Here is a 25,282-nt window from a genome sequence, read left to right as displayed (position 1 = left end):
AGTCGAAAATGCGACATCAAGCCATCGCCATCATCGGCGGATCCGGGTTTATCGGCAGCTACGTCGTCAACGCGCTCGTCGAGATGGGCAAGGACGTGCGCGTCGCCACGCGGCGACGCTACAACGCGCGCCACCTGACCATGCTGCCGATCGACGTGCTCGAAACCGACGTGTTCGATCCGGTCCAGCTCGCGCGCTTCGTCGAAGGCGCGGATTGCGTGATCAACCTCGTCGGCATCCTCAACGGCAAACGCGGCAAGCCCTACGGACCGGAGTTCGCGCATGCCCACGTCGAATTGCCGACGCGCATCGTCGCCGCCTGCGAAGGCAAGGGCGTGCATCGCCTGATCCATTTGAGTGCGCTCGGCGCCGATCCGAACGGCCCGAGCATGTACTCGCGCTCGAAGAGCGACGGCGAGAAAGCCGTGCATGCGGCGAGCGTCGCGTGGACGATCTTCCGGCCGTCCGTCGTGTTCGGCCCCGAAGACGCGTTTCTGAACAAGTTCGCGTTCCTGCAGCGCGTGTTTCCGGTCATCCCGCTCGCGATGCCGGACGCGCAGTTCCAGCCGGTCTATGCCGGCGACGTCGCGAAGGCGATCGTCAACGTGGTCGATCTCGATGGCGCCAGCGGCCGCACTTACGAGCTCGGCGGCCCGACCGTCTATACGCTCGAAGACCTGGTCTCCTATTGCGGCGACGTGATCGGCAAGCATGCGCGCATCGTCCGTCTGCCCGAGCCGCTCGCGCGCCTGCAGGCGCTGAGCTTCGAAATGGCGCCCGGCGAACCGGTGATTTCGCGCGACAATCTCGACTCGATGAAAGTCGCCAATATTCTGAGCGGACCGCTCGCGCCCGAGCTTGAACTCGAGCCGGTCAGCATCGAAGCGATCGTGCCGACCTATCTGACCGGCGCATCCACGGGTTCGCGGCTCGACACCTTCCGCGCCAGCGCCGGGCGTTGAAACCCATTCCCCTTTCCCTGATAACAGGCATGAAACTACTGATTGGTGACAAGAACTATTCGTCATGGTCGATGCGTCCGTGGCTGCTGCTCACACACTTCGGCATCCCGTTCGACGAGGAGCTGATCCTGCTGAACGAGCCGGACACGAACGCGAAGGTCTTCGCCCAGGCGCCGCGCGGACCGGGCAAGGTGCCGTGCCTGATCGACGACGCGGGGCAGGCCGTGTGGGACTCGCTCGCAATCGCCGAAACGCTCGCCGAGCGTTATCCGCAGCATGCGCTGTGGCCGCGCGACGCGGCGGCGCGCGCGCACGCGCGCAGCGTCAGCGCCGAGATGCATTCGGGCTTCGGCGAATTGCGCTCGAACATGTGGATGAACATCCGCGCGTCGTTCCCGGGCAAGAACGCGACGCCGGGCGCGCTTGCCGATATCGCGCGAATCGGGACGATCTGGGGCGATTGCCTCGAAACCTACGGCGGCCCGTTCCTGTTCGGCGAGTTCTGCATTGCCGACGCGATGTACGCGCCGGTCGCGATGCGCTTCAACACCTGGAAGCCGGCGTTGTCGGAGAGCGCGGCTGCCTATGTCGAGCGACTTACCGCGCTGCCCGCTGTCAATGCGTGGATCGACGCCGCGCGCCGCGAAACGCACGCGATCGCCTATCAAGACGAATGCCCATGAATATCTACGCGGTAGGCGGCGCGATCCGCGACGAACTGCTCGGCGTGCCGGTGCAGGACCGCGACTACGTGGTGGTGGGCGCGACACCCGAACAGATGGTCGCGCAGGGCTATCGGCCGGTGGGCAAGGACTTTCCGGTGTTCCTGCATCCGCAGACCCACGAGGAGTACGCGCTCGCGCGCACCGAGCGCAAGACGGCCGCCGGCTATCACGGCTTCCAGTTCTTCTACGCACCTGACGTGACGCTCGAGGAGGACCTCGCGCGCCGCGATCTGACGATCAACGCGATGGCGCGCGAGGTGCGCCCGGACGGCGAACTGACCGGCCCGGTCATCGATCCGTTCGGCGGCCAGGCCGATCTTCGGGCGCGGTTGTTTCGGCATGTCAGCGCGGCGTTCCTCGAAGACCCGGTGCGGATTCTGCGTGTCGCGCGGTTCGCGGCGCGTTTCGTCGATTTCACGGTCGCGCCGGAAACGATGTCGCTGATGCGCGAGATGGTCGCCGAAGGCGAAGCCGATGCGCTGGTTGCCGAGCGCGTGTGGCAGGAAGTGTCACGCGGACTGATGGAGAAGAAGCCGTCGCGCATGTTCGACGTGCTGCGCGAATGCGGCGCACTCGCGCGGATCCTGCCGGAGATCGACGCACTGTTCGGCGTGCCGCAGCGCGCCGACTACCACCCCGAGGTCGATACCGGTGTGCACGTGATGATGGTGATCGACCATGCCGCGCAGCAGGGCTACACGCTGCCGGTGCGTTTCGCGGCGCTGACGCACGACCTCGGCAAGGCGACCACGCCCGAGGAGGTGCTGCCGCGGCACATCGGTCACGAAGGGCGCAGCGTCGATCTGCTCAAGCCGCTGTGCGAGCGGTTGCGCGTGCCGAACGAGTGCCGCGATCTCGCGGTGCTGGTCGCGCGCGAGCACGGCAATATTCATCGCGTGATGGAGATGGGGGCGGCTGCGCTGGTGCGCCTGATCGAGCGCAGCGATGCAATCCGGAAGCCGGCGCGCTTTGCCGAGGCGTTGCAGGCCTGCGAATCCGACTTGCGTGGGCGGCTCGGCTTCGAGACGCGCGACTATCCGCAGGCGGAGCGGCTGAGGGTGGCGCTGGTCGCCGCGCGCGGAGTCGATGCGGGGGCCGTTGCGAAGCGGCTCGCCGAGGCGCCGGCCGGCATCAAGGACGCCGTGCACGAGGAGCGGGTGCGCGCGGTAGAAGCGGCGCTGGCGTGAAGCCGCGCGGGTGAAAAGTGGCGCGCGGCGCCTACAACGCCCGCGCGAGCAGCGACAACAATATCGACAGCACCAGCGTCGACATGAACGGAAACGGATACTCGCGGCCGAACAGGCGCAAGGTCACGTCGCCGGGCATCCGGCCGATGCCGAGCTTCCTCAGCCACGGCCAGCACGACGACAGCACCGCGACGGCAACGAAGGTAGTCAGAAGCCAGCGGATCATCGCGAGTCCTTGAGCCAGAGCCGATTCACCATCACAGCGTATGCGAGCGGTCGCCGCTCGAAAAGGCGCGCAGCGTGTCGTCGAGGCCGCGCGAAAACGCGATCACCTTGAAGAGTTCGCCCATCTCCGCCTCGGAGAGCAGCTTCTGCACCGCGTTGGCCGCGGGCAGAAAGCGAGCGGTGTCGGCGGGATCGATTTCGCCGAGCACCTCGGTGACGCCCGCGTTCAGCAGGAAGCGCGCTTGCGACGTGAAGCCGAGCAGGTCCGCGCCAGTTTCGACGCCCGCTTCGGCAATCCCGGTGAATTCGACGTGCGCGGTGATGTCCTGCAGACCGGGGTACAGGAACGGGTCGCCGTGCGCGCGGTGCCGGTAGTGACACATCAGCGTGCCCTGCGCGCGCTGGCCGTGGTAGTACTCGTGGTGGGGAAAGCCGTAGTCGATCAGCAAGATCGCGCCGCGCGCGAGCATCGTGCAGATGGTGCGGGTGAAGGCGCGCGCGGCTTCGTGCGTTTCGGTCACGTAGTCGTCGCCGGCGTTCTCGCGGGTCGCATCGATTTCCTCGAGCAGCGCGAGATCCGCGGAGGCCTTGACCGGCCGGTCGTCGAATGCGAATGCGCCGTTGCGCACCACCACGCCGCGCTCGTGCCAGGCGCCGCCGCTATGCGCGAAGAGCCGCACCGGCATCGCATCGAGCACCTCGTTGCCGATCACCACGCCTTCGAAACGCTCCGGCAATGCGTCGAGCCAGCGCACTTTGGCTAGCAGCGCGGGCGCGGCCGCCGCGATCGTTTCGCGCTGCCGTTCGCGCAGCTCGCCCGACAGATCGACGATCGAATAGCTTTCGAATTCCGCGCCGAGCGTGTCGAGCGCATTGAGCACCCCCGCGGCGAGCTTGCCGGTGCCGGCGCCGAACTCCATCACCGCGCGCGTGCCGCTCGCCTCCAATGCTTCGGCGAGCGGGCGCGCGAGCGTCGCCGCGAACAGGGGCGACAGTTCCGGTGCGGTGACGAAGTCGCTGCCGTCGTCGGCGCGCAGGCCGAATTTGCGCGCACCACCGCTGTAGTAGCCGAGCCCCGGAGCGTACAACGCGCACTCCATGTAGCGGTCGAACGGCAACCAGCCGCCGGCCGCGTCGAGCTGCGCGCGGATCTCGGCGACGAGTGCGTCGGACTGCGCGAGCGCGCTCGGGCCGGGAGCAGGTAAACTATCGGGTTGGTGAGCTTTCGGATTCATCCCCGCATTGTAAATGACCGTCTCTTCGGACATCGCCGCCCGCGCGGCTGAACTGCCGCCCGCCATGCCCCGCGTCGTGCTGGTAACCGGCGCCGCGCGCCGCATCGGACGCGCGCTCGCGCTCGGCTTTGCCGCGCGCGGCTGGGACGTGGCCGTGCACTATGGCGCGTCGCGCGAGGAGGCCGACGAAGTCGTCGCGCAAATCGTCGCGCTCGGCCGTCGCGCGGTCGCGCTGCACGCCGAGCTCGGCGACGAAGCGCAGGTCGCGCGGCTGCTGCCGGACTGCACCGCGGCGCTCGGGCGGCCGTCGTGTATCGTGAACAACGCGTCGCGCTTCGAGGAAGACACGGCGCGCGACGTCGGCTACGAACTGCTGCTGAAGCTGACCGCGATGAACGTCGGCGCGCCGCTCGTGCTCGCGCGCATGCTGTTCGACGCGACGCCCGATGCCGCGTTGCGCGACGAAAGCCAACGCGGCGTCGTCATCAATGTGCTGGACCAGAAGCTCTACAACATGAATCCGGACTATCTGTCGTACACGCTGTCGAAGGCGGCGCTGCAGACCGCGACGGTCGCGCTCGCTCAGGCGCTCGCGCCGAAGGTCCGGGTGGTCGGGCTCGCGCCCGGCCTGACCATGCAATCGGGCGACCAGACCCAGGACGGGTTCGAGGTCGCTCACCGAATGACGCCTCTTGGCCGTGCGTCGCGGCCCGAGGATATCGTCGCCGCCGCGCTGTATCTCGCGGATGCAGCCGGCGTCACCGGAACGACGCTGGTGGTCGACGGCGGGCAGCATCTCGTGCCCCTGCCGCGCGACGTGATGTTTTTGACGGGCGCCTGACACGCGCGCGCGGCTTGCCTCGCCGAGGCGGCCGTCGCGTGTGGTGAAGTGCCCCTTTGCGTGCAAGCGCACGCCTTTTTGATTGGAACGAACATGTTTGCCGCTCTTTCGCACCCCCGGCTCGCCGATTGCCGCCGGCTCTTTCTGCGCAATTACGAAGTGCACATCAATATCGGCGTGCACGACTTCGAAAAGCGCGGCGAACAGCGCGTCGTGATCAACGTCGAACTGTTCGTGCCGCTCGCGATGTCCACGCCGGTGCACGACAAGCTCAACGAAGTCGTCGACTACGACTTCATGCGCTCGACGATCGCCAAGCGCGTCTCGCAAGGCCATATCCATCTGCAGGAAACGCTGTGCGATGACCTCGTGCGCGCGATGCTCGAACACCCGCAGGTGCGCGGCGCGCGTGTGTCGACCGAGAAGCCGGACGTGTATCCGGACTGCGACGCGGTCGGTGTCGAAGTCTTCCGCATCAAGGAGGATTGAGCGATGAATGCACCGGAAATGCTGAACCAGGGCAACGAAGCCGCGGAAGCCGCCGAAGCCGCGAGCGCCGCCCGCGCAACGAAATCGCCGCTCACGCGCCGCGAGCAGAAGGAAGCGTACGAGAACAACAAGCTGTTCAAGCGCCTCGCGCGCCAGGTCGGCCAGGCGATCGGCGACTACAACATGATCGAGGACGGCGACAAGGTGATGGTGTGCCTGTCGGGCGGCAAGGATAGTTACGCGATGCTCGACGTCCTGATGCGGCTGCGCGAGCGCGCGCCGATCAATTTCGACATCGTCGCGGTGAATCTCGACCAGAAGCAGCCCGGCTTTCCCGAGCACGTGCTGCCCGAATACCTGAAGCAACTGGACATCCCGTTTCACATCGAGAACCAGGACACCTACAGCATCGTCAAGCGGCTCGTGCCGGAGGGCAAGACCACCTGCTCGCTGTGCTCGCGGCTGCGGCGCGGCATCCTGTATCGCGTCGCGGGCGAACTCGGCGCGACCAAGATCGCGCTCGGCCATCATCGCGACGACATCCTGCAGACGCTGCTTTTGAACCTGTTCTACGGCGGCAAGCTGAAAGGCATGCCGCCCAAGCTGCAATCGGACGACGGCAAGAACATCGTGATCCGGCCGCTCGCCTACGTGAAGGAAACCGATCTGGAGAAGTACGCGGAACTGCGCGAATTCCCGATTATTCCGTGCAATCTGTGCGGTAGCCAACCGAACCTGAAGCGCGCGGAAATGAAGGCGCTGATCCGCGACTGGGAGAAGCGTTTCCCGGGCCGTATCGAGAACATGTTCAACGCGCTGTCGAACGTGGTGCCGTCGCATCTGATGGATCATCAGCTGTTTCCGTTCGCGGGGCTGCGCGCGACCGGCGAGGCCGATCCGCAAGGCGATATCGCCTTCGACGAAGAGCCGTGTTCGACCAGCGACGAAGGCGCGCCGCTCGGCGGCGCGAAGACCATCTCGCTGGTCCAGTTCGACGACCTGTAACCCGCAAACAATGCCCGTTCCACGGGCATTCCGGCGGTTTTCCGCCGGCGTGCAAGCCCTGCCGAGGCCGCGTCAGCGGCCTTTTTTGCAGGTGCAGCATGATAGAATCGTCCGCTCCAAACTCGTCTATTTGCCGACGCCATGAACATCGTTATTTTGGCGGCAGGTACCGGCAAGCGCATGCGGTCCGCGCTTCCCAAGGTGCTCCATCCTCTGGCCGGCCGGCCGCTCCTCGCTCATGTCATCGACACCGCTCGCGCGCTGAAGCCCGCGCGTCTGATCGTCGTGATCGGCCATGGCGCCGAAGCCGTGCGTGAAGCCGTCGCGGCGCCTGACATTCAATTCGCGGTGCAGGAGCAGCAGCTCGGCACCGGTCACGCGGTGCAGCAGGCGCTGCCGCTGCTCGATCCAACGCTACCCACACTCGTGCTGTACGGCGACGTGCCGCTCACGCGCGCGCAGACGCTGCATACGCTGACCGAACGCGCCGGCCAGGACGGCTATGGCGTGCTCACCGTCACGCTCGACGATCCGTCCGGTTACGGCCGCATCGTGCGCGATCAGCATGGCAAGGTGCAGCGCATCGTCGAACAGAAGGACGCGAGCCCCGAGCAACTGCAGATCGCCGAGATCAACACCGGCATCATCGTCGCGCCGACCGGGCGCCTCGCCGGCTGGCTCGCGGCGCTGAAAAACGACAATGCGCAAGGCGAGTTCTATCTGACCGACGCGGTCGAGATGGCGATCGAAGCCGGGCTCGAAGTCGTCACCACGCAGCCCGAGGACGACTGGGAAACGCTCGGCGTGAACAGCAAGCAACAGCTTGCCGAGCTCGAACGGATTCATCAGCGCAATGTCGCCGAGGCGCTGCTCGTCGCTGGCGTGACGCTCGCCGATCCGGCGCGTCTCGACGTGCGCGGCACGCTCGAATGCGGGCGCGACGTGTCGATCGACGTGAACTGCGTGTTCGAAGGCCGCGTGACGCTGGCCGATAACGTCACCATCGGGCCGAACTGCGTGATCCGCAACGCGAGCATCGGTGCCGGCACGCGCGTCGACGCGTTCACGCACATCGATGGTGCGGAAGTGGGCGCGAAGGTCGTTCTCGGTCCGTATGCGCGTTTGCGCACAGGCGCGTCGCTGCAAGACGAGTCTCATGTAGGGAACTTCGTCGAGGTCAAGAACGCGGTGCTCGGTCATGGCTCGAAAGCCAACCACCTCACCTATATCGGCGACGCGGATATCGGCGCGCGCGTGAATATCGGCGCGGGCACGATCACCTGCAACTACGACGGCGCCAACAAATTCCGCACCGTGATCGAGGACGACGTGTTCGTCGGCTCGGACACGCAACTGGTCGCGCCGGTGCGCGTGCAGCGCGGCGCGACGATCGCGGCCGGCACCACGGTGTGGAAAGACGTCGCCGCCGACGCGCTGGTGTTGAACGACAAGACTCAAACGAGCAAGACGGGCTACGTGCGCCCGGTCAAAAAGAAAAGCTGATCGAGATGGCGCGCCCACGAGGCGCGCTCACTGAATCCGGCACTGAAAAGGAATACACCATGTGCGGCATTGTCGGCGCGGTTGCGCAACGTAATATCGTTTCCGTCCTGATCGAAGGACTGCGGCGCCTCGAATATCGCGGCTACGATTCGTGCGGCGTCGCCGTACTCGGCGCTCGCGGACCGAGCCGCGCGCGCAGCGTCGCGCGCGTCGCCGACCTCGAAGGCCAGGTGCGCGATGGGCACCTCGAAGGCGTGACGGGCATCGCGCATACACGCTGGGCCACGCATGGCGCGCCGGTCACCGACAACGCCCATCCCATCTTCTCGCGCGATGCGCTCGCGTTGGTACACAACGGCATCATCGAGAACTATGAGACCTTGCGCGAAATGCTGCGGGGCAAGGGTTACGAGTTCGTCTCGCAGACCGACACCGAGGTTATCGCGCACCTGATCCACAGCCTGTATCGCGGCGATCTGTTCGCGGCCGTGCGCGAAGCCATCGCGCAACTGCATGGCGCGTACGCGATCGCGGTGCTGCACAAGGACCAGCCGCACACGGTGGTCGGCGCGCGCCAGGGCTCGCCGCTCGTGGTCGGACTCGGCGACGGCGAGAACTTCCTCGCCTCGGACGCGCTCGCGCTCGCGGGCAGCACCGAGCGCTTCATCTTCCTCGAGGAAGGCGACGTCTGTGAACTGTCGCTCGATGGCGTGCGGATCGTCGATCGCCAAGGCGAGGCCGCGCAACGCGAGGTGCGTCAGGTCGCGGCGTACGGCGGCGCGGTCGAGCTCGGCCCGTATCGCCACTTCATGCAGAAGGAAATTTTCGAGCAGCCGCGCGCGATCACCGACACGATTCCGCAGGCCGATGCGTTCGACGCGTCGATCTTCGGCGAAGGCGCAGGCCAGGTGTTCGCGGACATCGACAGCCTGCTGATTCTCGCGTGCGGCACGAGCTACTACTCGGGGCTGACCGCCAAGTACTGGCTCGAATCGCTCGCGAAGATTCCGACTCAGGTCGAGATCGCGAGCGAGTATCGCTATCGCGAGTCGGTGCCGAATCCGAAGTCGCTGGTGGTGGTGATTTCGCAGTCGGGCGAAACCGCGGACACGCTCGCGGCGCTCAAGCACGCGCAGGAGCTCGGCCACAAGCACACGCTGGCGATCTGCAACGTCGGCACGAGCGCGATGGTGCGGCAGACCGAGCTGTCGTTCCTCACGCACGCGGGACGCGAGATCGGCGTCGCGTCGACCAAGGCGTTCACGACACAGCTGGTCGCGTTGTTCACACTCGCGGCAACGCTTGCGAAGCTGCGCGGACGCCTGAATGACGAGCAGGAAGCCGGTTATCTGAAGCAGTTGCGCCACCTGCCGGCCGCGCTCAATAGCGTGCTCGCGCTGGAGCCGCAGATCATCGCGTGGTCGGAGGAGTTTTCGCGCAAGGAACATGCGTTGTTCCTCGGACGCGGCCTGCACTATCCGATCGCGCTCGAAGGCGCGCTGAAGCTCAAAGAGATTTCGTATATCCACGCCGAGGCGTATCCGGCTGGCGAGCTGAAGCACGGGCCGCTCGCGCTCGTGACCGAAGCGATGCCGGTGGTGACGGTCGCGCCGAACGACGCGCTGCTCGAAAAGCTGAAGTCGAACATGCAGGAAGTGCGCGCGCGTGGCGGCGAGCTGTATGTGTTTGCCGATACGGATACGAAGATCGTCAACGGCGAAGGGCTGCATGTGATCCGGATGCCGGAGCACTATGGCTTGCTGTCGCCGATCCTGCACGTCGTGCCGCTGCAGTTGCTCGCGTATCACACCGCTTGTGCGCGTGGCACGGATGTGGATAAGCCGCGTAACCTGGCGAAGTCGGTGACGGTGGAGTGACGAAGACGGCTTGACGGCAAACTGGGTCAAAGGCTCAGGCGCAATCAGCCGCACCGCCATGCGCTGCGGCTGACGAAACATCCACTGCTTCAATCGGCATCTGTTGATCCACGATGCCTCGACGTGACGACGCCACATCGACTACCCTCTGTCGACATCCCCGTGGCCTCGTCACTATGAATACCTCATCCCCCAACACGCTAAGCGCAAAGCTGAAGTCGCGAATCGTCCTGATCGCGTTGTTCGTCGGGTCGATGTGGGCGGTATTCTTTCTGTCGGTGGCGTTGCCGTTCCTGCATCTTCAAGAGCACGGTGTCGTGCCGCGTTCGCTCGGCGGCCTGCAAGGCATCCTGTTCGCCCCGTGGCTGCATGCGAGCGTCGGGCACATCGCCGCCAACACGAGCGGGCTTATCGTACTTGGTTGGCTGTGTACGTGGCCGGACATCGCTGGCTTCTGGCGCGCGACCTTCGGTGCGATGCTCGGCGCGGGTCTTTGCGCGTGGCTGTTCGGCGCGTCGTATTCGGTGCATATCGGCGCGAGCGGGCTGGTGTTCGGCTATGCGGGCTATCTCGTCGCGCGCGGCTATTACACGCGCAATCTCGTGTCGATTCTCGTGGCCCTGGTGGTCGTCAGCAGCTACGGTCTGAGCCTGCTGTTCGGCGTGCTGCCTATCTATCCGGATGTGTCGTGGCAGAGCCATATCGGCGGCGTGCTCGGTGGTGTGCTCGCCGCGCGTGCGGGGACTGGGGCGGCAAGCCGGGTGCGCGTGCGCTGAGCGACCCGCGTCGATTCGCGCGTCGGCCTATCGCCGGGTAATCGACGAAATCCTACAACTCTGGCCGCGCCAGATCGCTCGCGACGATATGTTCGCCGTACACCTGCGCGGCCGCGAGCGCTTCGAGGCGGCTCGGGTGCGGGCCCAGTTCGGGTGCGCCATCGAACGGAAACAGCACGCGGCCGTCGGTCGTGCGCACCACCTTCAACACGCCGAAGAAGCGGCGGTAGCCGGCCATCTTCGCGCTCGCCGAAATCTCGAAGTCGTCCTCCGACGTGCCGGGGACGCTGGGAATAAACGCGATCTTGCTCATAGCTGAAAACATCGGTTGTTCATTGAAGCGGCGCGCAACGTTAGGTCGGCCGACGCGCATTGTCTCAAATCCGCGCGAAGCTTGAATTGAGCGGGTCACCCGCAACAGCTACCTCAAGTAAAAATGCAACTAACTGAAAATGGTTGCACGGCAAGAAACTGTTCGACGACCCCGCCGGCGGCAATTGCGCATCCTGTCATATCAACCAGCCCGGCTTGAACAGCGCTCATCCCGCGTGAACATCGACACGCCCGACGAGCCGCTGACGCGCAAAGCGTTCGAGCGTCCAGTCCGGGCCGAGCACGATATCGACGATGTCGCCGCGTTCCTCGCGACGCTGACCGACGGCTACGATCCGAAGACGAAGCAGGCCCGATTTCCACCGAGAATTCCGGTCGCCCTTGATTTAAAAGACAAAAATTGTGGATGACCGACGCCGGCGGGCACAGCGGCGCTATAATGCGCCGATCTTCGCATTCTTCGATCGTTCGTCATGAGCCGGTTACTCTGTCTGATCGTGCTGTCGCTCGGCCTCGCGCAAACCGCAGCGGCCGACGAAAACGGCGATCGAATATCGGCCTATCTGACGCAGAAGTTCGGGCTGACGAAGGACAAGGCGCAAAAGATTTCCGACGCGGTGCAATCCGCCGCCTCCAAATACTCCCTCCCTCCGGCGCTGCTGCTCGCCATCATCTCGATCGAATCCCGCTTCAAGGAAAAAGCCCGCGGTGCTAATGGCGCGACCGGGCTGATGCAGGTCGTGCCGCAGGCACATCGCGGGCTGCTGCGTAACGTGAAGGACCTGACCGAGCCGGGCGCGAACATCGAAGCCGGCTCGGCGATTCTGTACGGCTACATGCGCTCGGCCAACGGCGATCTGAGCGCCGCGCTCAAAAGCTATGGCGGCTCGAAGGCTTATGCGCAGAAGGTGAGTTTGCGCGTCGAGGATTTTGTGGCGGTTGCGCCACCCGCTGATGGCGCGTCCGGGGCCGATGGCCGGGTTGCGCCGTGCGAGGCCGATCGTTGCGTCGGCGCAAACCAGTGGGCCGACGCGTTCAGCGTGCCGGCGATGCTCACCGCGCCCGCGGCGAGCGGGGCTGTCGCGGCATCGCCGGCTGCGGCGTCTGGGGCGTCTGGGGCGTCTGGGGCGTCTCCAGCCGCGACAGTGGGCCCGACGCGCTCGGCGTCGAACTAGACACGCTCGCGTGGTTTCTTTTCCCGTTTGCATCCGGATCCACTGCCAGGAATAAGGTGCCGGTCGCGCGTTCCGCGGTAGTTACGCACGTGCCGCTGAGCGCTCTACAATGCATTTCCATTCGCGCTCACGAGGCGCTTCTTGCACCCGATCATGCAGATCCCCTTTTCCCGCACCACCGCCGCGGCCGTGTTCGGCCTGCTCGCGCTCACGGCATGCAACAGCAGCACGCCGAAACCTCAATTCGCCCAGGAACTGTTTCAAACTGGCGCAAGCCCGTACGCGCGCAATTTCAATTCGAGTACGAACGATAGCTGCGAAGCCGCGCGTCGAGCCCTGTTGAGCCAAGGCTATCTGACGACGATGTCGCGCCCCGATACCGTCGATGGCACGAAGAATTTTCAGCCGAACGCGGATTCGCATCTGGTCGTCGAATTTCACGTCGTTTGCACACCGGGCGAAGAGGCGGCCGATACCAGCATCGTTTATGTGAACGCGGTGCAAAACGGCTTCGCGCTGAAGAAAAGCGATACGTCGGCGAGCGTCGGACTCAGCGTGCTCGGTTCGCTGTCGCTGCCGATCCGCTCGAATAGCGACGCGATGGTGAAGATCTCGAGCGAGACGATTCCCTCGGGCAAGTTCTACGACCGCTTCTTCGGCCTCGTCGATCATTATTTGCAGACCGTCGTGCGCACGCAGCCGGTGACGAGTAGCTCGATTGAAACACGCGCATTGCCGATGCCGGTCGCTACGCCGCTCCAGGTGACGACGCCCGAACCGGTGCCGCAACCGCTGCTGGCCACCACTCCCGCCGCCGTTCAAACGACAACGACTGCACCGTTTCTGACGACGCCGCCAATGCCCAATCCAGTGCAGTTAACCGCGCCTGCACCCGTTCCACTGACGACCCCGTCGCCGAACGCTGAACCCATTGACCCGATCGGCCAGGCTGCGGCGATCGAACCCGCGAGCGGCACGGCGCTCGCGCGATAACAGCGGGGAGCCGGCTTTCGGATCGAGGCTGGTCACGAGCCGATCAGCCTGTGATTCAAGCGAGCCGTGATCTTCACCTTATGGTGTTTACCGTATACGTATACATATGTAGTAGTAGTTAACAAGGGTTAACCGATTCTGTGGATAACTCCCAAATGTTCCGCCGCTTCAACGTCATGCGAAACCTATAACCCTGCGGAACAAGTCGGTAGAAAAACTACATAAGTTGGATAAGTTCCAACACTCGTTAACCGACGCCCCTCTTATCAAGATTCGGCGCACAGGCTGTTCATCGCGCTATCCCGAAGTTGTCCAGAGGTCGCTGTGGATAACCCGCGCCGCTGGACAACGCTTTCCGCCATGTCCGCACCAACGCTTCGCGCGATGCGAAGCGCTCGCCAACGCACAGACTTGCGCTTGCCGAACGCGCACATTGAAGACGCGGTACGAAGATTGCGTGTCTTCTTTATGCAAACGCAACTGTTGCTATTTCGTCAAAACCATTTGCCCAGCGACCAATCCGGCATAGAGTTAAAGTGATTTCTGAGGTTTCTGGTGCAGTGCGGGGGATGTATGAAACGCAGATCAGCACGACAGCTAGTTCGTCTTCTTTCGGACCTTCGGCATGCGGCCCATTGCAGTACGTTACGCGCGGCCGCGACCAATCGGGTGATGGCGCTTGCGGCCGTCGAGGCTGACGAGAACCTCGCCGCCGAGGAGGCCGACAGCCCCGAGTCCACGCGCGACGCGTATCGGGACAAGCTGTTCCGGAGCAGATCATGAGAGCCGCGAGCGAGCAGTCTTTACGGTTTCTGGTCGAAAAGTGGCTTGCGCCATCGGCTGCCGAGCCGGTTCACGTAACGGAGTTCAGCCGCACGCGCACGGGCGGGCGGCGATATGTGCGGGTGGAGACCTCATCGGAAGAGGGTGGGCGCGGTCTGTTCTTCTTCCGTCACGACGACGGCTGCTGGTGCGTGTTTCCGCCGACCGCCGACAAGCCGAGCCTGTTCGCTCATCCGCGCGCGGCATAGTAGGGCGAATGGGCGAGACCGGCGGACGCTCGACTCGTCCGCCTCGCAACAAACCTCAACAAACCTGTTTACGACGTCTGCGGCGCACGTTGTCGAGCGCGCTGCCAGCCCGGCAATAGCTGACAGACAATCAATCCCGCAAGCATCAGCGCACAGCCGAACAACGCACGAGTCGTCAGCGTTTCACCGAGCACGAGCCAGCCCGCGAAAGCCGCGAACACCCCTTCCATGCTGAAGATCACCGCCGCGTGCGAGGGCGCCGCGTAGCGCTGCGCGACCACCTGGATCGTATACGCGATGCCCACCGACAACGCCCCGCCGTACGCGATCGTGGGCGCGGCGCGCGCGATCACCGCGGCGCTGACCGGCTCGACGGCGAGGCCAATCGACAGACACACGAGCCCGCAGGTCACGAACTGCACGAGCGCGAGCATCAGCGTGTCGTGGCGCGCCGCGAAGCGGCCGACCAGCATCATCTGAGCGGAAATGACCAGCGCCCCGGCGAGCTGGTACCAGTCGCCGTACAACATCGAGAAATGTTCGTCGACGCTCAGGAAGTACATGCCAACACTCGCGAGCAGCGCGCCAAGCCAGGTGCCGAGCCCGGTCCGATGGCGAAACAGCACGCCGAGTAGCGGCACGATCACCACATAAAGCGAGCTGATGAAGCCCGCATTCGCGATCTTCGTGTATTGCAGGCCGATCTGCTGCAGCGAGATCGACACGGCCAGCACGACGCCGAGCAGCGCGCCCGCGCCGAGCAGTTCGCGGGCGCCCCCCGGTGCGCGCTTCGTCAGTTCGGCGAGCGCGCCGCGGCGCACGCAGACGATCATCGTCAGCACGACGAGCGCGCCGAGCAGGAAGCGCAAGCCGGTGAACAGAAATGGGCCGATCGTATCGAGGCTCAATCGCTGCGCGACGAACGCGGAGCCCCAGATCATCGCGGCGATCAGCATCAGCAGGTTGGCGCGCAGGTGTTGGCGGGTATCGGGATTCAAGGTGTTCTTCTGATTTGCTGTGTGGATCGTGCCGGCGCGCCACGCTGTGTCCAGCCGGTAAGGAATCGCTCACATGATACCGGGCCTCGCGCAGTGGGCAGGCAAGGCGCACGAGTCGCGCGATAATCGCGCAACGGCTGCGCCGGTCGCCGTGGTCAGGCAGATCGCCAACCTGACCGTGAAATTCGGCTCCTTCAAGAGCAAGCGAAATGGACGACAAGGACTGGATCGCCGGCGCCGCGAAGGCGCTCGCGATCATCGAAGCATTCGACGAAGAGCACGCGCGCATGACGCCGACGATGGTCGCCGCGCGCGCCGGCCTGTCGCGCACGGCGGCGCGCCGCTATCTGCTGACGCTTCGCGAACTCGGCTACGTCGACACAGATGGCAAGCTGTTCTGGCTCGCACCGCGCGTGCTGCGGCTCGGCCAGTCCTACCTCGACTCGGCGCGCCTGCCACGCACGGTGCAGCCGTTCCTGCAGCGCATCACCGCGACGGTGCAGGAAACCGCGCTGGTCGCGATCCTCGACGAGCACGACGTCGTCTATGTCGCGCGCAACGGCGTCAATCGCGCGATGGCGGTCGGTTTCGTGACCGGCTCGCGTGCGCCGGCGCCGTTGTCCTCGGCGGGGCTCGTGCTGCTCGCGTTCCAGCCGCCCGACAGCATCGACCCGTGGCTCGCGTCGTATCCGATCAAGGTTTTTACGCCGTACACCTATTCGACGGTCGAGCGGTTGCGAGAGGTGCTCGGCGAAATCCGCCGCAACGGCTACGTGGTCACCGACCAGCAGCTCGAGATCGGGGTGCGGGGCGTCGCGGTGCCGTTGCGCGACCGGCACGGTACGGTGGTCGCCGCGATCAGCGTCAGCATGCCGATCGGCGAAGAGTCGGCGAACGCCGCGCTGCATCGCGTTTTGCCGGCGCTGCAGGAGACCGCCAGCCTGCTGCGCAATCTGGTTTGAGCGCGTCGAAGCGAGCGGCGAAAGCCGCGGCGACCGGCTTTAGTTGGACTCGGTAGTGTCCCTGGTACGGCCTGCCGGACCCATGAAATGAAACTGAAAGAAGGCTGTCTCTCAGAAAATACATATCGAGTTTTGCGCATGACAAACGGCCTACGCTTGGGTAATACTCTCCCGCGGGGAGCGTAAGGCGCCTCGAAGTCCAGCCTGCTCTACCGTGCAGCTGTATTCATTCACATTGACTCAGTCGTCTGGTTTGGGGATCTACACATGAAAAAAGTTATCGTCTCGCTCGCAGCCGCTTCGATCGCGCTCGTTTCCGTTCAAGCTTTCGCGCAGGCATCGGATGCTGCTCCCGCGGCAGCTGCAAGCGCACCGAAGAAGCACCACATCAAGCAGCTGAAGACCCACGGCAAGAAAGCTCCGGTTTCCGCTGCAGCTTCGGCCGCTGGCACGAACGACAAGGGCACGCAAAACTAAGCTGACGCCCGCCAGTCGGGCGCGCCGTACCGCTGCGCCGGGCCGCTTACGGTCGATGCAGCCAGTTGCGGCCGATGCGTTGCCAACAAAAAGGCCAGAGCTCGCGCTCTGGCCTTTTTGCATTTGCGGCGGGTTTCGCGCGAAAAAATCAGCCCGCGAGCCCGCGTCGGATCACTTCATCCAACAGCCCGTTCAGGCCTTCCGGATGCGCGGCGGCACGCGTTTTCAGCTCTTCCACCAGGTCGCTGTTGAGCTTGCACGCAAATGCGACCAGGCCTTGCGCCTGATCGAGCTTGCGCTGCTCGCGTCGGTCGAGCTTCGGCTCGGTCGCCGCGCCCTTGCCGGCGCGGCTCGCGGCCGCCTGCTTCATCGCGTTGCCCAGTTTCAGCGCCTTGTTCTTTTCAAGGTCGGTTTTTTTCATCGCCATCGGAAAGGCCTCTGCCAAATAGATCAACCCGCATTGTACGCAAGCGCGCGAGCTCAGCCGATGCGGTCCGGTTCGCCGGCGGCGACGCTGTCCATCAACGCGCGCATCCTCTGCCAATGCGTGCCTTCCCAGAACACGCGTTTGCACACGTCACACGTGACGAAACGGCTATGCCGCTGCAGCACGCCGTGCGGCACGCGCGGGCCGGCTTCCTCGCGCCCGATGCGCCGCAGCGGGGCGTTGCAGACGAGGCATAACCGGAACGGTTGCGCACTGCGCGCGAGATCGAGCCGTTCGAACACTTCGCGCAGCTGCTCGCGCGGGCGCAGCGCGCGCACGTAGCAGCCGTGCGTGATGTTGCGGCGTTTGAGCAACTCGCGGTCGCGCGTCAGCACGATGCGCTGCTGCGCGGCGGCGAGCGCCTCGATATCGGCGTCGGGATAATGGTTGTCGTACAGCGTGTCGAAGCCCGCGAGCCGCAGCAGCGGCGCGAGGCCGCCGAGATGCGCATCGGCGATGAAGCGCATCACCCGCAAGGGCCGCTCGCGCACGCGCAGCAGCGGCTGGATGTCGAGCGCCTCGAATTTCGGATACACCGCGACGCGGTCGCCGTCGGCGATCGGGTGATCGAAACCGACCGAGTCGCCATTCAGCAGTATCAGCTCGACCTCGGTATGCGGCACGCCGAGCACTTCGATCATGTGTTTGGTGGTCGCGCCGCGCGCACACGCGCAGGTGAACGCGCGCCGGCGCAGCGGCCGGGCGATGAAGTCGTTCAGCTCCTCGTAGAAGCGGAATGTCGCGGTGACCATGTCGGCAGTATGGCACCGCGCAGTTGCGTGTTGTCCTGCACGTGTCGCATGAGTGTGCTTTACTTCGGGTTCTTTAGAAGACGGAGCGATAGATGGACATCGGTTTTATCGGTCTCGGCGAGATGGGCGCCGCGATGGTTGCAAACATTCTGAAAGCCGGGCACCAGGTGCGCGTGTGGAACCGCTCGCCGGAAAAAGCGCAGCCGCTGGCCGCGCTGGGCGCGCAGATCGTCGCGACGCCGGCTGAAGCGTTTGCGGGCGACGCCGTGTTCTCGATGCTCGCCGACGATGCCGCGCTGCGCGAAGTCATCACCGCGTCGCTGCTCGAACATGCGCCGCGCGGGCTGATCCACGCGAACATGGCGACGATTTCCGTGGCACTCGCCGAGGAACTGGCGACCGCGCACGCGTCGCGGGGCGTGCACTACGTCGCCGCACCGGTGCTCGGGCGGCCGGACGTCGCGGCCGCGGGCAAGCTGACGATCGTCGCGGGCGGCCCGGCCGAATCGATCGACCGGATCCAGCCGATTTTCGACGCGCTCGGCCAGAAGACCTGGCGCATCGGCTCGCTGCCGCAGCAGGCAAACGTGATCAAACTGGCCGCGAACTTCATGCTCGGCGCGGCGATCGAGACGCTCGGCGAAGCGGCCGCGCTCGTGACGGGCCACGGTCTTGCGATGCAGGATTTCCTCGACGTGATCACGAGCGGCCTGTTCCAGGGGCCGGTGTACTCGGGTTACGGCAAGCTGATCGCCGAGCAGCGCTTCGAACCGGCGCTGTTCAAGGCCCGCCTCGGTCTGAAAGACGTGCGCCTCGCGCTCGCCGCCGCCGATGCGGTAAACACGCCGATGCCGGTCGCGAGCGTGGTGCGCGACAGCCTGATCGAGGCGATCGCGCACGGCGACGGCGAGAAGGATTTCGCGGTGCTGGGTCAGGTAGCGGTGCGGCGCGCCGGCCGTTGACGAGGCCTGTCGATCGCCGGGCGCCTGCGATCGACACCACGTGGCCACGTGGAGTGCCGCGAGGCGGCAAGGCATAATAGCCGCCCGATTTCCTTTCTCCCCGATTTCGATGACTCTGCATACCTGGTGGCTGTTCGCCGCCACCGTTTTTGTCGTTTCCGCGATTCCCGGTCCCAACATGCTGCTCGTGATGACGCATGGCGCCCAGCACGGCCTGCGCCGCGCGAGCGCGACGATGGCCGGCTGTTTGTCGGCGCTGGTGCTGATGCTGGCGGTATCGGCGGCGGGGCTCGGCGTGTTTCTGGCGGCGTGGCCGACCATGTTCAATGCTTTGCGCATGATCGGCGCAGCCTACCTCGTGTATCTGGGCATCAAGGCATGGCGCGCACCGGCCGACGAAGCCGCCGCCCAAAACGTCGACGAACTGGGCGCCAAGCCCGTGCGTTCGCGCTTCGCGCTGTTTCGCAACGGCTTTCTGGTCGCGAGCAGCAATCCGAAGGCGATCCTGTTCGCGGCCGCGCTGCTGCCGCAGTTCATCGATGCCACGCAGCCGAAGTTGCCGCAGTTCGGCGTGCTGGTCGCGACGTTCGCGGCGATCGAGGTCAGCTGGTATCTGGTGTATGCGGGTTTCGGCACACGCATCGGCGCGAAGCTGAAAAGCCGCAGCGTCGCGCGGATGTTCAACCGCCTGACGGGCGGCGTGTTCGTCGGCTTCGGCGCGATGATGGCGCTGGTGCGCCACTAAGCACCTCGCGTCTGGACAGACAAGCGGAAACTGGCCGGTATAAATGTGACCGTTGTATGTTCGCAACATCGAGGGTCAACCCTAATTTGCATGTTGCAACGCACCAAGCGGTTTGCTATAGTACGTCTTGTCTCCTCCATGTCTCCTCTGATATGGATTCAGCCCGCCAACCTAGGCGGGCTTTTTTTTGCCCGCAATTTGCCGGGCGCGCCGCAAGCGGCGCCGTAATCCGCACAGCCGAGCTCAGAACTTATACGACACGGCCAGGTAGGAAATGATCGGATCCGCGCTGAGATCCGCCTTCGACACGCCAAGCTCCGTTCCATCCGCCGCCTTGATGATGACCGACGACGTCGTCTTCAGAGGGATATACGTGACCGATGCGACGAGTCCCCAGTGTTCGGTGATGTTGTACGCGAGCCCCGCGTTGAACACCGGCGCCCACGATGACGACGCCTTCGCCGAGATCTGCGTCTGCCCCGGCTTGCCCGCGCCGGCGGCGAGCACGGCGCCGAGATTCTCCTGGGTCGACTGCACGAAGTTCTGGCTGAGCTGGACATCGGAGAACCAGTTGTACGACACGCCGATGCCGACGAACGGCCGCAGCTTTGCGCTCGGCGCGTTGAAGTAGTACTGGAACAGCAGCGCCGGGCTCCACTGGCGCACGCTCTTCACGATCGGATTCGCCTGCGGATCGCCGAGGTTCTGCTGGCCGAGCGCGCCGGCCGGTCCCGGCGGCTGGATCGTGCCGTGGCCATAGATCTTGAACGTCGGCGGCAGGCCCGCAACCGTGGTCACCGCGATGTGATCGGTCAGGTAGTGGCTGAACACGAGGCCGACCGTATTGGCGGAGTTGGTCGACAGACCCGTGCCGGGCGACGTGAACGAACTGGGCAGACGCAGCGGCGTGTTGATCGGCGACGGCGCGACGTAGGTCGTGAGCGGTGTGCTCGAATCCTGCGGCATCACGTGGAACCAGCCGAGCGCGGCGACGTTGTCGCCCGCGTGTTGGGCGTAGGCACTGGCTGATAGCAGCGTCGCCAGTATCGTGAGACAGATTTTTTTCATCGTTTTGCTCCTCGGGCGCGGCTGCGTTCTGCCGCGCGCGGCGGGCGGCGGCGGGGCTCGGCCCGGCCGCAGCGCTGGATATTCGGGGGATGCCGGCCGCCGCATCGCCGCGGGTGCTGCCAGCGAGGCAAGCACCGCGGCACGCGGCGCCGGTCACTGGACGAAGGCGCCGATCGTGAAGTACGGCGAAGCGGCGTCGGTCATGTCGAGGTAGCCGAGCACACCGCCCGTGAAGATCATCTTTCCGGTCGGCTTCGTGCCCGTCGAGGCACCCACCTGCGTGGTCGTCACGACACCTGGCACGGTCTGCGCGAAGTCCAGATTCAGCGCGGTCGCGAGCGCGGCCTGCGAGGCGTTGAACGGATCGAGCAGCGTGGCCTCGGCGCCTTCGAGCGCGGTGGTGCGGTAGTCGAACTGGCTATCCACGCCGATGTACTCGCCGTTCTGGGCGTTCACCGCGGTCGCGGTTTGGGGCGCGAGGATCGAGATGCCGGATTCGTCGTCGGCGTAGGGCCCAAGCGAGCCGTTGACCGGCGTCGTCGCCGACGGGTTCGCCGCGCCCGTGCGCACGAGGATCGGTACCAGTTGGCCCTTCAGCTTGCCGACGATCATGTAGCCGCGCGCTTTGGGCGTCGTCGCGCTCGTTGGCTTCGCCTGGCCGGCGAAGTTGTCGGTTTCGAATGCGCCGGTGCTGCTGTCGGCCGTGACCGGGAAGTTGCCGCCGGGTTGCTGGCAGGTGCCGGCGTTGACACCCGTGTTGTCGCACTCGGTCCAGGTGCCGTCCTTGTCGATCGTGATCTTCGAATCGACCGCGACCGGCGCGAAGTTTTGCGACGGGACCTGGTGATAGCCGACCTGGTTATACGTGCCCGCGACGTTCGCAAGACTCGTCTCGATCGACGAAAATCCGATGAACGGGTAGTACGGGAACGTGGTGTCGGGTACGGCGCCGACGCCGAGTACACCGCCGAACGAGATTTCAGCCCCCGGAATCGTGCCGCCCGCGACACCTTCGCCGACGAAAATCCGCGCCGGCCGGCTCGCATCGAGACTTGCGCCATTCAGGCGGAACGCGCACTGGTTTAGCTTGTTCGTCGGCAGCTGGGTTTCCTGGGTCAGCGTGCCGCTCGCGGTCTCGCCCGCACGCGTTGGGGTGACCGTGCCGGTCGTCGCGGGAATCGGCGACTCGATATAGCTGATCTGCCAGGTCATCTTTATCGTATCGAGTTGCAGCTTGACGAGTTCACCGTCGCCGCCGCCGCCCGTGAAGACCGTGCCATAGTCGAGCGACGCGGGGCACAGCCGCGTTTCGGTCATCGGTCCGTCACCATTGCTGCCGCCGCCTCCACCGCCGCACGCGCCCAGCAACGGCGCGCACAGAGCGAGCGCCGAAATGATTCTCCAGTTCATGCCGCCTCCCTGATGTTCTCGTTGTCGGTGGCCGGCTCCCATTCCGGCCACCTTCTGCTTATGTCCCGCGCTGAGAAGTGCGGGTCGACTGCGCGTTGCGCGCAGCTGGTGCCTGTTGCTTTTATTTGCTGATCTGCGCGCCGATGCCGAAGTACGGCGCGCTCGGTGTGTCCGCATTCGCCGACGTCGACGTGATTCCGCCGTTTTCTTCGCCCTGGATCACGGTCGCGTACAAGCCGCCCGAGGCGATCGCGAGGCCGGCTTTGCCATTGCCGTCCTGCACGTTGACGAGACCGGGGCTCGATGCGCCGTAGCCCAGACCGACCGTGCCTTCGGCGGCCGACGTCGATGGATTGATGAACGTCGCGGCCACGCCCTCGACCAGCGTCGCCGTGTATCTGAAGTTCGAATCCGCGCCGACGTAGCCGCCATCGAAGCCACCTGAGGCGAGCGGCGTCGCCGCGGCGAGCATCGCGATGCCGGATTCGTCGTCGACCTTCGCGGTCAGGGGGTTGCTGGGATCGACGTAGGCGTAGCCGGTGCGCACGACCAGCGGGACGGTCAAGCCGTTGAGCTGGCCGAGGATCATGTGCGCGGTGCCGTAGTTGCCAGTGCGGAATGGGTTGGTGGTGGCACCCGTGCCCGGCACGATCTGCGGCGGACTGCTGCTGTCGAAGTAGCCGTTGCTGTTCAGCGTTAGCGCGTTGCCCGTGCTGAGACACCCGCTTGAACTCGACGACGTGCAGTTGCCGCTTGCGTCGAAGGTTTCGACGGAGTTCGTTGCGATGGTTTCGTAGTTCGCGGTCGGCGACAGGTGATAGAGCAGCGCGTTATAGGTGCCGGGCAGCTTCGTGATGTCGGTGGTCGTGCTCGCGAAGCCGAGGAACGGATAGAAGTCGAAGTGCCGCTTGTTGACCGAGCCGAGGGTCAGGCCTGGCAGCAGCGTGACGCCCGCGTATTGGACCGTTGCGCCCGGAATGCCGCCGCCCGCGGCTCCCTTGCCGATCAGAATCATCGGCGGGTTCGGGTTGTTGACGAAGTCGGGCGTTGTATAGGTCGTGCCATCCGACGCGGTGCCGGTGCCCGCGCCGAGAATGAACGCGCAGCGCGTCTGCTCGACGGTCGGCAGCATGCCGGTAGGCGGATGAATCACCGCGCCCGTGATCTGCGTGCCCGCGCGCGTGACGGAGACGCTCGCGCTGGTGAGCGGAATAGGCGACTCGAGCCACTTCAGCGTGTAGGTCATCGCGGTGGCGTCGATATTCAACCGCACGATCTCACCGCTGCCCGCGCCACCGAGGTAAGTGCTTTTGACGATGTCCGCGGTGTCGGGACACAGCGCCGCGGTGGCCGCGTTCGGCGTCGGCGCACCTTGCGTGCCGCAACTCGCGCCCGAGCATTGCGTCGGCGTGACCGGGCCCGGATTGTCGGCCTTGCCGCCGCCGCAAGCGATCAGAAAAGGTGCAATGGCAATGGCCATTGCGAGGCCGCGAGTCATGGCATGCGACATGTCGTTGTCTCCCTTTGTTTAATTGTGCGGAGTCATTTTGATGTGCGTTGATTAGCTGTCAATTGAATGAGTCGTCTAAAAAGACTGATTCAAACAGCAGGATTTTCAGCAGATGCGCACTGTGCGGACATGCGTGGGACTTTTAAACAAAAAAGGATTTTTCACGCTGAACGCGGTCTCGTTGTTTTGCCGCAGCACCTTGTAGGGCAAGCCTTTTGGCAAAAAGGCTCTATCATCCTGGCACGCCCGTTCGCAAAAAAATTCGGAATTTCCCTATGCGGAAAACTATGCAGCACAATGCAATTGGCAGGAATGAATTACCGATTTCAAATAAATAATTATTTTTTTATTTGAAGTAATGCGGAATGCTGCGGGGTGGATTTTTTTCGCCAATTTAAATGGGCGCGTTTGAAAACAAAAAAGCCGGTCTTTTACAGACCGGCTTTTCCGGGGAGACTGCGGACGTTCGACCAGGTATCGACGTCCGCGGGTTGATTCGACTAGCGTTTCAAACCGCTGCCCTCGGCTGCGCCGATCGCGAGATTCATACACTGGATCGCGGCACCCGATGCGCCCTTGCCCAGGTTGTCCAGACGCGCCACGGTCACGAAGCGCTCCTCGTTGCCGAACACGAACAGGTCGACGCGATTGGTGTCGTTGTTGGCCTGCACGTCGAAGAAGCCGTTGTCGAGATTCGCGTCGGCGTCGAACGGGGCGACGTGCACGAACGCTTCACCCGCGTAGTACTCGGCGAACAGAGCCTGCACGTCTTGCGGTGTCGTCTTCTTCGCGAGTTGGGCCGGCGAGAAGTAGGTGGTGACCGCGAGGCCCTTGTAGAAGTCGCCGACGATCGGCGTGAAGATCGGCGCCGCCTTCAGGCCCGTGTGCGCGGCCATTTCCGGCAGATGCTTGTGGGTGAGACCGAGCGCATACGGGCGGGGGCTCTTCAGCCGGTCGTTGCCGCCGGCTTCGTAGTCGGCAATCATCTTCTTGCCGCCGCCGCTGTAGCCTGTGATCGAGTAGGCGTGTGCGGCGAACTCGGGCGCGACGACGCCGCCTTCGACGAGCGGGCGCATGGCGAGCACGAAGGCCGATGCGTGGCAGCCCGGCACGGCGATGCGTTTGGCGGTGCGCAGACGCTCGCGTTGCGAGCGGGCCAGCTCGGGCAGGCCATAAGCCCAGTCGGCCGACGTGCGGAACGCGGTGCTCGCGTCGATCAGCACGGTGTGGTCGTTCTCGACGAGCGAAGCGGATTCGCGCGAGGCGACATCGGGCAGGCACAGGAACGTGACGTCCGAAGCGTTGATGAGACGACGGCGCTCGTCGAGGTCCTTGCGCTTCGCTTCTTCGATACGCAGGATTTCAACGTCGGCGCGCTGCGACAGGTATTCAAAAATCTTCAGGCCGGTCGTGCCTTCCTGTCCGTCGACAAAAACTTTCGTGCTCATCTCGATCTCACTCGCTGGAAACGGGGCGCGACGCCGCGCCGGAACGATATTTTAAGGCGTGATCGCGGCGCACGTGCGGTGCAGCGCGAAAAAACGACGATGCGCG

28 protein-coding genes are annotated in these 25,282 nt (G+C 64.7%); 18 read left to right on the top strand and 10 right to left on the bottom strand.

Annotated elements, in window-relative coordinates:
* Positions 1-8: 8 nt before the first annotated feature.
* From CI15_RS05105 to CI15_RS05095, 3 genes are read left to right on the top strand one after another with little or no spacing between them, the layout of a single operon-like run.
* Positions 9-962: a complex I NDUFA9 subunit family protein gene (locus tag CI15_RS05105; protein ID WP_062124944.1), complete on the top strand. Its 954-nt coding sequence runs from the start codon at positions 9-11 to the stop codon at positions 960-962.
* Between the two features lie 29 nt (positions 963-991).
* Positions 992-1,645, top strand: coding sequence for a glutathione S-transferase family protein (locus tag CI15_RS05100; RefSeq protein WP_062124942.1), 654 nt, complete (start codon positions 992-994; stop codon positions 1,643-1,645).
* Entirely contained in the window at positions 1,642-2,874 is a 1,233-nt protein-coding gene (locus tag CI15_RS05095; protein WP_062124940.1) for a multifunctional CCA addition/repair protein, read from the top strand. Before CI15_RS05100 ends, CI15_RS05095 begins: the two co-directional genes overlap by 4 nt.
* A 31-nt stretch (positions 2,875-2,905) precedes the next feature.
* Here the strand turns inward: CI15_RS05095 and CI15_RS05090 are convergent, their stop codons facing one another.
* A complete protein-coding gene (locus CI15_RS05090; protein WP_008919451.1) occupies positions 2,906-3,100 on the bottom strand; it encodes a DUF2905 domain-containing protein in 195 nt (64 codons plus the stop codon).
* 31 nt (positions 3,101-3,131) lie between these two features.
* Positions 3,132-4,334, bottom strand: a complete 1,203-nt coding sequence (locus CI15_RS05085; protein ID WP_062124938.1) for a class I SAM-dependent methyltransferase — start codon at positions 4,332-4,334, stop codon at positions 3,132-3,134.
* 13 nt (positions 4,335-4,347) lie between these two features.
* Between CI15_RS05085 and CI15_RS05080 the strand changes: the two genes are divergently transcribed.
* From CI15_RS05080 to CI15_RS05055, 6 genes are all read left to right on the top strand, one after another.
* Positions 4,348-5,175, top strand: a complete 828-nt coding sequence (locus tag CI15_RS05080; RefSeq protein WP_062124937.1) for an SDR family oxidoreductase — start codon at positions 4,348-4,350, stop codon at positions 5,173-5,175.
* A 93-nt stretch (positions 5,176-5,268) separates the two neighbouring features.
* On the top strand, positions 5,269-5,664 hold the full coding sequence (locus CI15_RS05075) for a dihydroneopterin aldolase (RefSeq protein ID WP_062124935.1): 396 nt from the start codon (positions 5,269-5,271) through the stop codon (positions 5,662-5,664).
* Positions 5,665-5,667: 3 nt separating this feature from the next.
* Positions 5,668-6,669 (top strand): tRNA 2-thiocytidine(32) synthetase TtcA, encoded by a 1,002-nt coding sequence (ttcA, locus tag CI15_RS05070; protein ID WP_062124934.1) that lies wholly within the window; start codon positions 5,668-5,670, stop codon positions 6,667-6,669.
* 141 nt (positions 6,670-6,810) lie between these two features.
* Entirely contained in the window at positions 6,811-8,172 is a 1,362-nt protein-coding gene (gene glmU, locus CI15_RS05065) for a bifunctional UDP-N-acetylglucosamine diphosphorylase/glucosamine-1-phosphate N-acetyltransferase GlmU (RefSeq protein ID WP_062124932.1), read from the top strand.
* A gap of 59 nt (positions 8,173-8,231) precedes the next feature.
* Complete coding sequence (gene glmS / locus CI15_RS05060; protein WP_062124930.1) at positions 8,232-10,049, top strand: glutamine--fructose-6-phosphate transaminase (isomerizing); 1,818 nt, start codon at positions 8,232-8,234, stop codon at positions 10,047-10,049.
* A 176-nt stretch (positions 10,050-10,225) separates the two neighbouring features.
* The gene (locus tag CI15_RS05055) at positions 10,226-10,825 is read left to right on the top strand and encodes a rhomboid family intramembrane serine protease (RefSeq protein ID WP_062124928.1); all 600 of its coding nucleotides are present in this window, start codon (positions 10,226-10,228) and stop codon (positions 10,823-10,825) included.
* 52 nt (positions 10,826-10,877) lie between these two features.
* Here CI15_RS05055 and CI15_RS05050 read toward each other — a convergent pair whose 3' ends face one another.
* The gene (locus CI15_RS05050) at positions 10,878-11,138 is read right to left on the bottom strand and encodes a DUF6723 family protein (RefSeq protein WP_062124926.1); all 261 of its coding nucleotides are present in this window, start codon (positions 11,136-11,138) and stop codon (positions 10,878-10,880) included.
* A 235-nt stretch (positions 11,139-11,373) separates the two neighbouring features.
* Here CI15_RS05050 and CI15_RS36020 point away from each other — a divergent pair, with 235 nt between their 5' ends.
* The 4 genes from CI15_RS36020 (at position 11,374) to CI15_RS05030 (ending at position 14,357) form a co-directional block, all read left to right on the top strand.
* Positions 11,374-11,568 carry a hypothetical protein gene (locus CI15_RS36020; RefSeq protein ID WP_062124924.1) on the top strand — a complete coding sequence of 65 codons (195 nt, stop codon included), beginning with the start codon at positions 11,374-11,376 and terminating at the stop codon, positions 11,566-11,568.
* A gap of 63 nt (positions 11,569-11,631) precedes the next feature.
* Positions 11,632-12,333 carry a lytic transglycosylase domain-containing protein gene (locus CI15_RS05040; protein ID WP_062124923.1) on the top strand — a complete coding sequence of 234 codons (702 nt, stop codon included), beginning with the start codon at positions 11,632-11,634 and terminating at the stop codon, positions 12,331-12,333.
* Positions 12,334-12,486: 153 nt separating this feature from the next.
* Positions 12,487-13,326: a DUF2242 domain-containing protein gene (locus CI15_RS05035; protein WP_062126086.1), complete on the top strand. Its 840-nt coding sequence runs from the start codon at positions 12,487-12,489 to the stop codon at positions 13,324-13,326.
* A 779-nt stretch (positions 13,327-14,105) separates the two neighbouring features.
* Positions 14,106-14,357, top strand: coding sequence for a hypothetical protein (locus tag CI15_RS05030; RefSeq protein ID WP_062124921.1), 252 nt, complete (start codon positions 14,106-14,108; stop codon positions 14,355-14,357).
* Between the two features lie 68 nt (positions 14,358-14,425).
* Here CI15_RS05030 and CI15_RS05025 read toward each other — a convergent pair whose 3' ends face one another.
* Positions 14,426-15,355, bottom strand: a complete 930-nt coding sequence (locus tag CI15_RS05025) for a DMT family transporter (protein WP_062124919.1) — start codon at positions 15,353-15,355, stop codon at positions 14,426-14,428.
* A gap of 209 nt (positions 15,356-15,564) precedes the next feature.
* On the opposite strand from CI15_RS05025, the gene CI15_RS05020 reads away from it, so the two are divergent.
* Both CI15_RS05020 and CI15_RS05015 read left to right on the top strand, forming a co-directional pair.
* Positions 15,565-16,317: an IclR family transcriptional regulator domain-containing protein gene (locus CI15_RS05020; protein ID WP_018418696.1), complete on the top strand. Its 753-nt coding sequence runs from the start codon at positions 15,565-15,567 to the stop codon at positions 16,315-16,317.
* 267 nt (positions 16,318-16,584) lie between these two features.
* Positions 16,585-16,794 (top strand): hypothetical protein, encoded by a 210-nt coding sequence (locus CI15_RS05015; RefSeq protein ID WP_062124917.1) that lies wholly within the window; start codon positions 16,585-16,587, stop codon positions 16,792-16,794.
* 148 nt (positions 16,795-16,942) lie between these two features.
* Here the strand turns inward: CI15_RS05015 and CI15_RS05010 are convergent, their stop codons facing one another.
* Together CI15_RS05010 and CI15_RS05005 are read right to left on the bottom strand one after the other, a co-directional pair.
* Positions 16,943-17,221, bottom strand: coding sequence for a hypothetical protein (locus CI15_RS05010; protein WP_062124915.1), 279 nt, complete (start codon positions 17,219-17,221; stop codon positions 16,943-16,945).
* A 53-nt stretch (positions 17,222-17,274) separates the two neighbouring features.
* Positions 17,275-18,033, bottom strand: coding sequence for a Mut7-C RNAse domain-containing protein (locus tag CI15_RS05005; RefSeq protein ID WP_062124913.1), 759 nt, complete (start codon positions 18,031-18,033; stop codon positions 17,275-17,277).
* A 92-nt stretch (positions 18,034-18,125) separates the two neighbouring features.
* On the opposite strand from CI15_RS05005, the gene CI15_RS05000 reads away from it, so the two are divergent.
* Both CI15_RS05000 and CI15_RS04995 read left to right on the top strand, forming a co-directional pair.
* The gene (locus CI15_RS05000) at positions 18,126-18,995 is read left to right on the top strand and encodes an NAD(P)-dependent oxidoreductase (RefSeq protein ID WP_062124911.1); all 870 of its coding nucleotides are present in this window, start codon (positions 18,126-18,128) and stop codon (positions 18,993-18,995) included.
* 109 nt (positions 18,996-19,104) lie between these two features.
* Positions 19,105-19,740, top strand: a complete 636-nt coding sequence (locus CI15_RS04995) for a LysE family translocator (protein WP_062124909.1) — start codon at positions 19,105-19,107, stop codon at positions 19,738-19,740.
* 243 nt (positions 19,741-19,983) lie between these two features.
* Here CI15_RS04995 and CI15_RS04990 read toward each other — a convergent pair whose 3' ends face one another.
* The 3 genes from CI15_RS04990 to CI15_RS04980 all read right to left on the bottom strand — a co-directional run bounded on the left by CI15_RS04990 (position 19,984) and on the right by CI15_RS04980 (position 23,728).
* Entirely contained in the window at positions 19,984-20,808 is an 825-nt protein-coding gene (locus tag CI15_RS04990; RefSeq protein ID WP_062124907.1) for an OmpW/AlkL family protein, read from the bottom strand.
* A gap of 153 nt (positions 20,809-20,961) precedes the next feature.
* Positions 20,962-22,218: a DUF2957 domain-containing protein gene (locus tag CI15_RS04985; RefSeq protein ID WP_062124905.1), complete on the bottom strand. Its 1,257-nt coding sequence runs from the start codon at positions 22,216-22,218 to the stop codon at positions 20,962-20,964.
* 121 nt (positions 22,219-22,339) lie between these two features.
* The gene (locus tag CI15_RS04980) at positions 22,340-23,728 is read right to left on the bottom strand and encodes a DUF2957 domain-containing protein (protein WP_062124903.1); all 1,389 of its coding nucleotides are present in this window, start codon (positions 23,726-23,728) and stop codon (positions 22,340-22,342) included.
* A gap of 66 nt (positions 23,729-23,794) precedes the next feature.
* Between CI15_RS04980 and CI15_RS36335 the strand changes: the two genes are divergently transcribed.
* Positions 23,795-24,082 carry a hypothetical protein gene (locus CI15_RS36335; RefSeq protein WP_153041049.1) on the top strand — a complete coding sequence of 96 codons (288 nt, stop codon included), beginning with the start codon at positions 23,795-23,797 and terminating at the stop codon, positions 24,080-24,082.
* Positions 24,083-24,228: 146 nt separating this feature from the next.
* Here CI15_RS36335 and argC read toward each other — a convergent pair whose 3' ends face one another.
* Positions 24,229-25,176, bottom strand: a complete 948-nt coding sequence (argC, locus tag CI15_RS04975) for an N-acetyl-gamma-glutamyl-phosphate reductase (protein ID WP_062124901.1) — start codon at positions 25,174-25,176, stop codon at positions 24,229-24,231.
* Between the last annotated feature and the right edge of the window lie 106 nt (positions 25,177-25,282).

The organism is Paraburkholderia monticola (assembly GCF_001580545.1).
GTDB classification, from domain to species: Bacteria; Pseudomonadota; Gammaproteobacteria; order Burkholderiales; family Burkholderiaceae; genus Paraburkholderia; species Paraburkholderia monticola.
The sequence above is the reverse complement of the archived record's forward strand: the minus strand, read 5'-3'. Positions and strand labels throughout refer to the sequence as shown.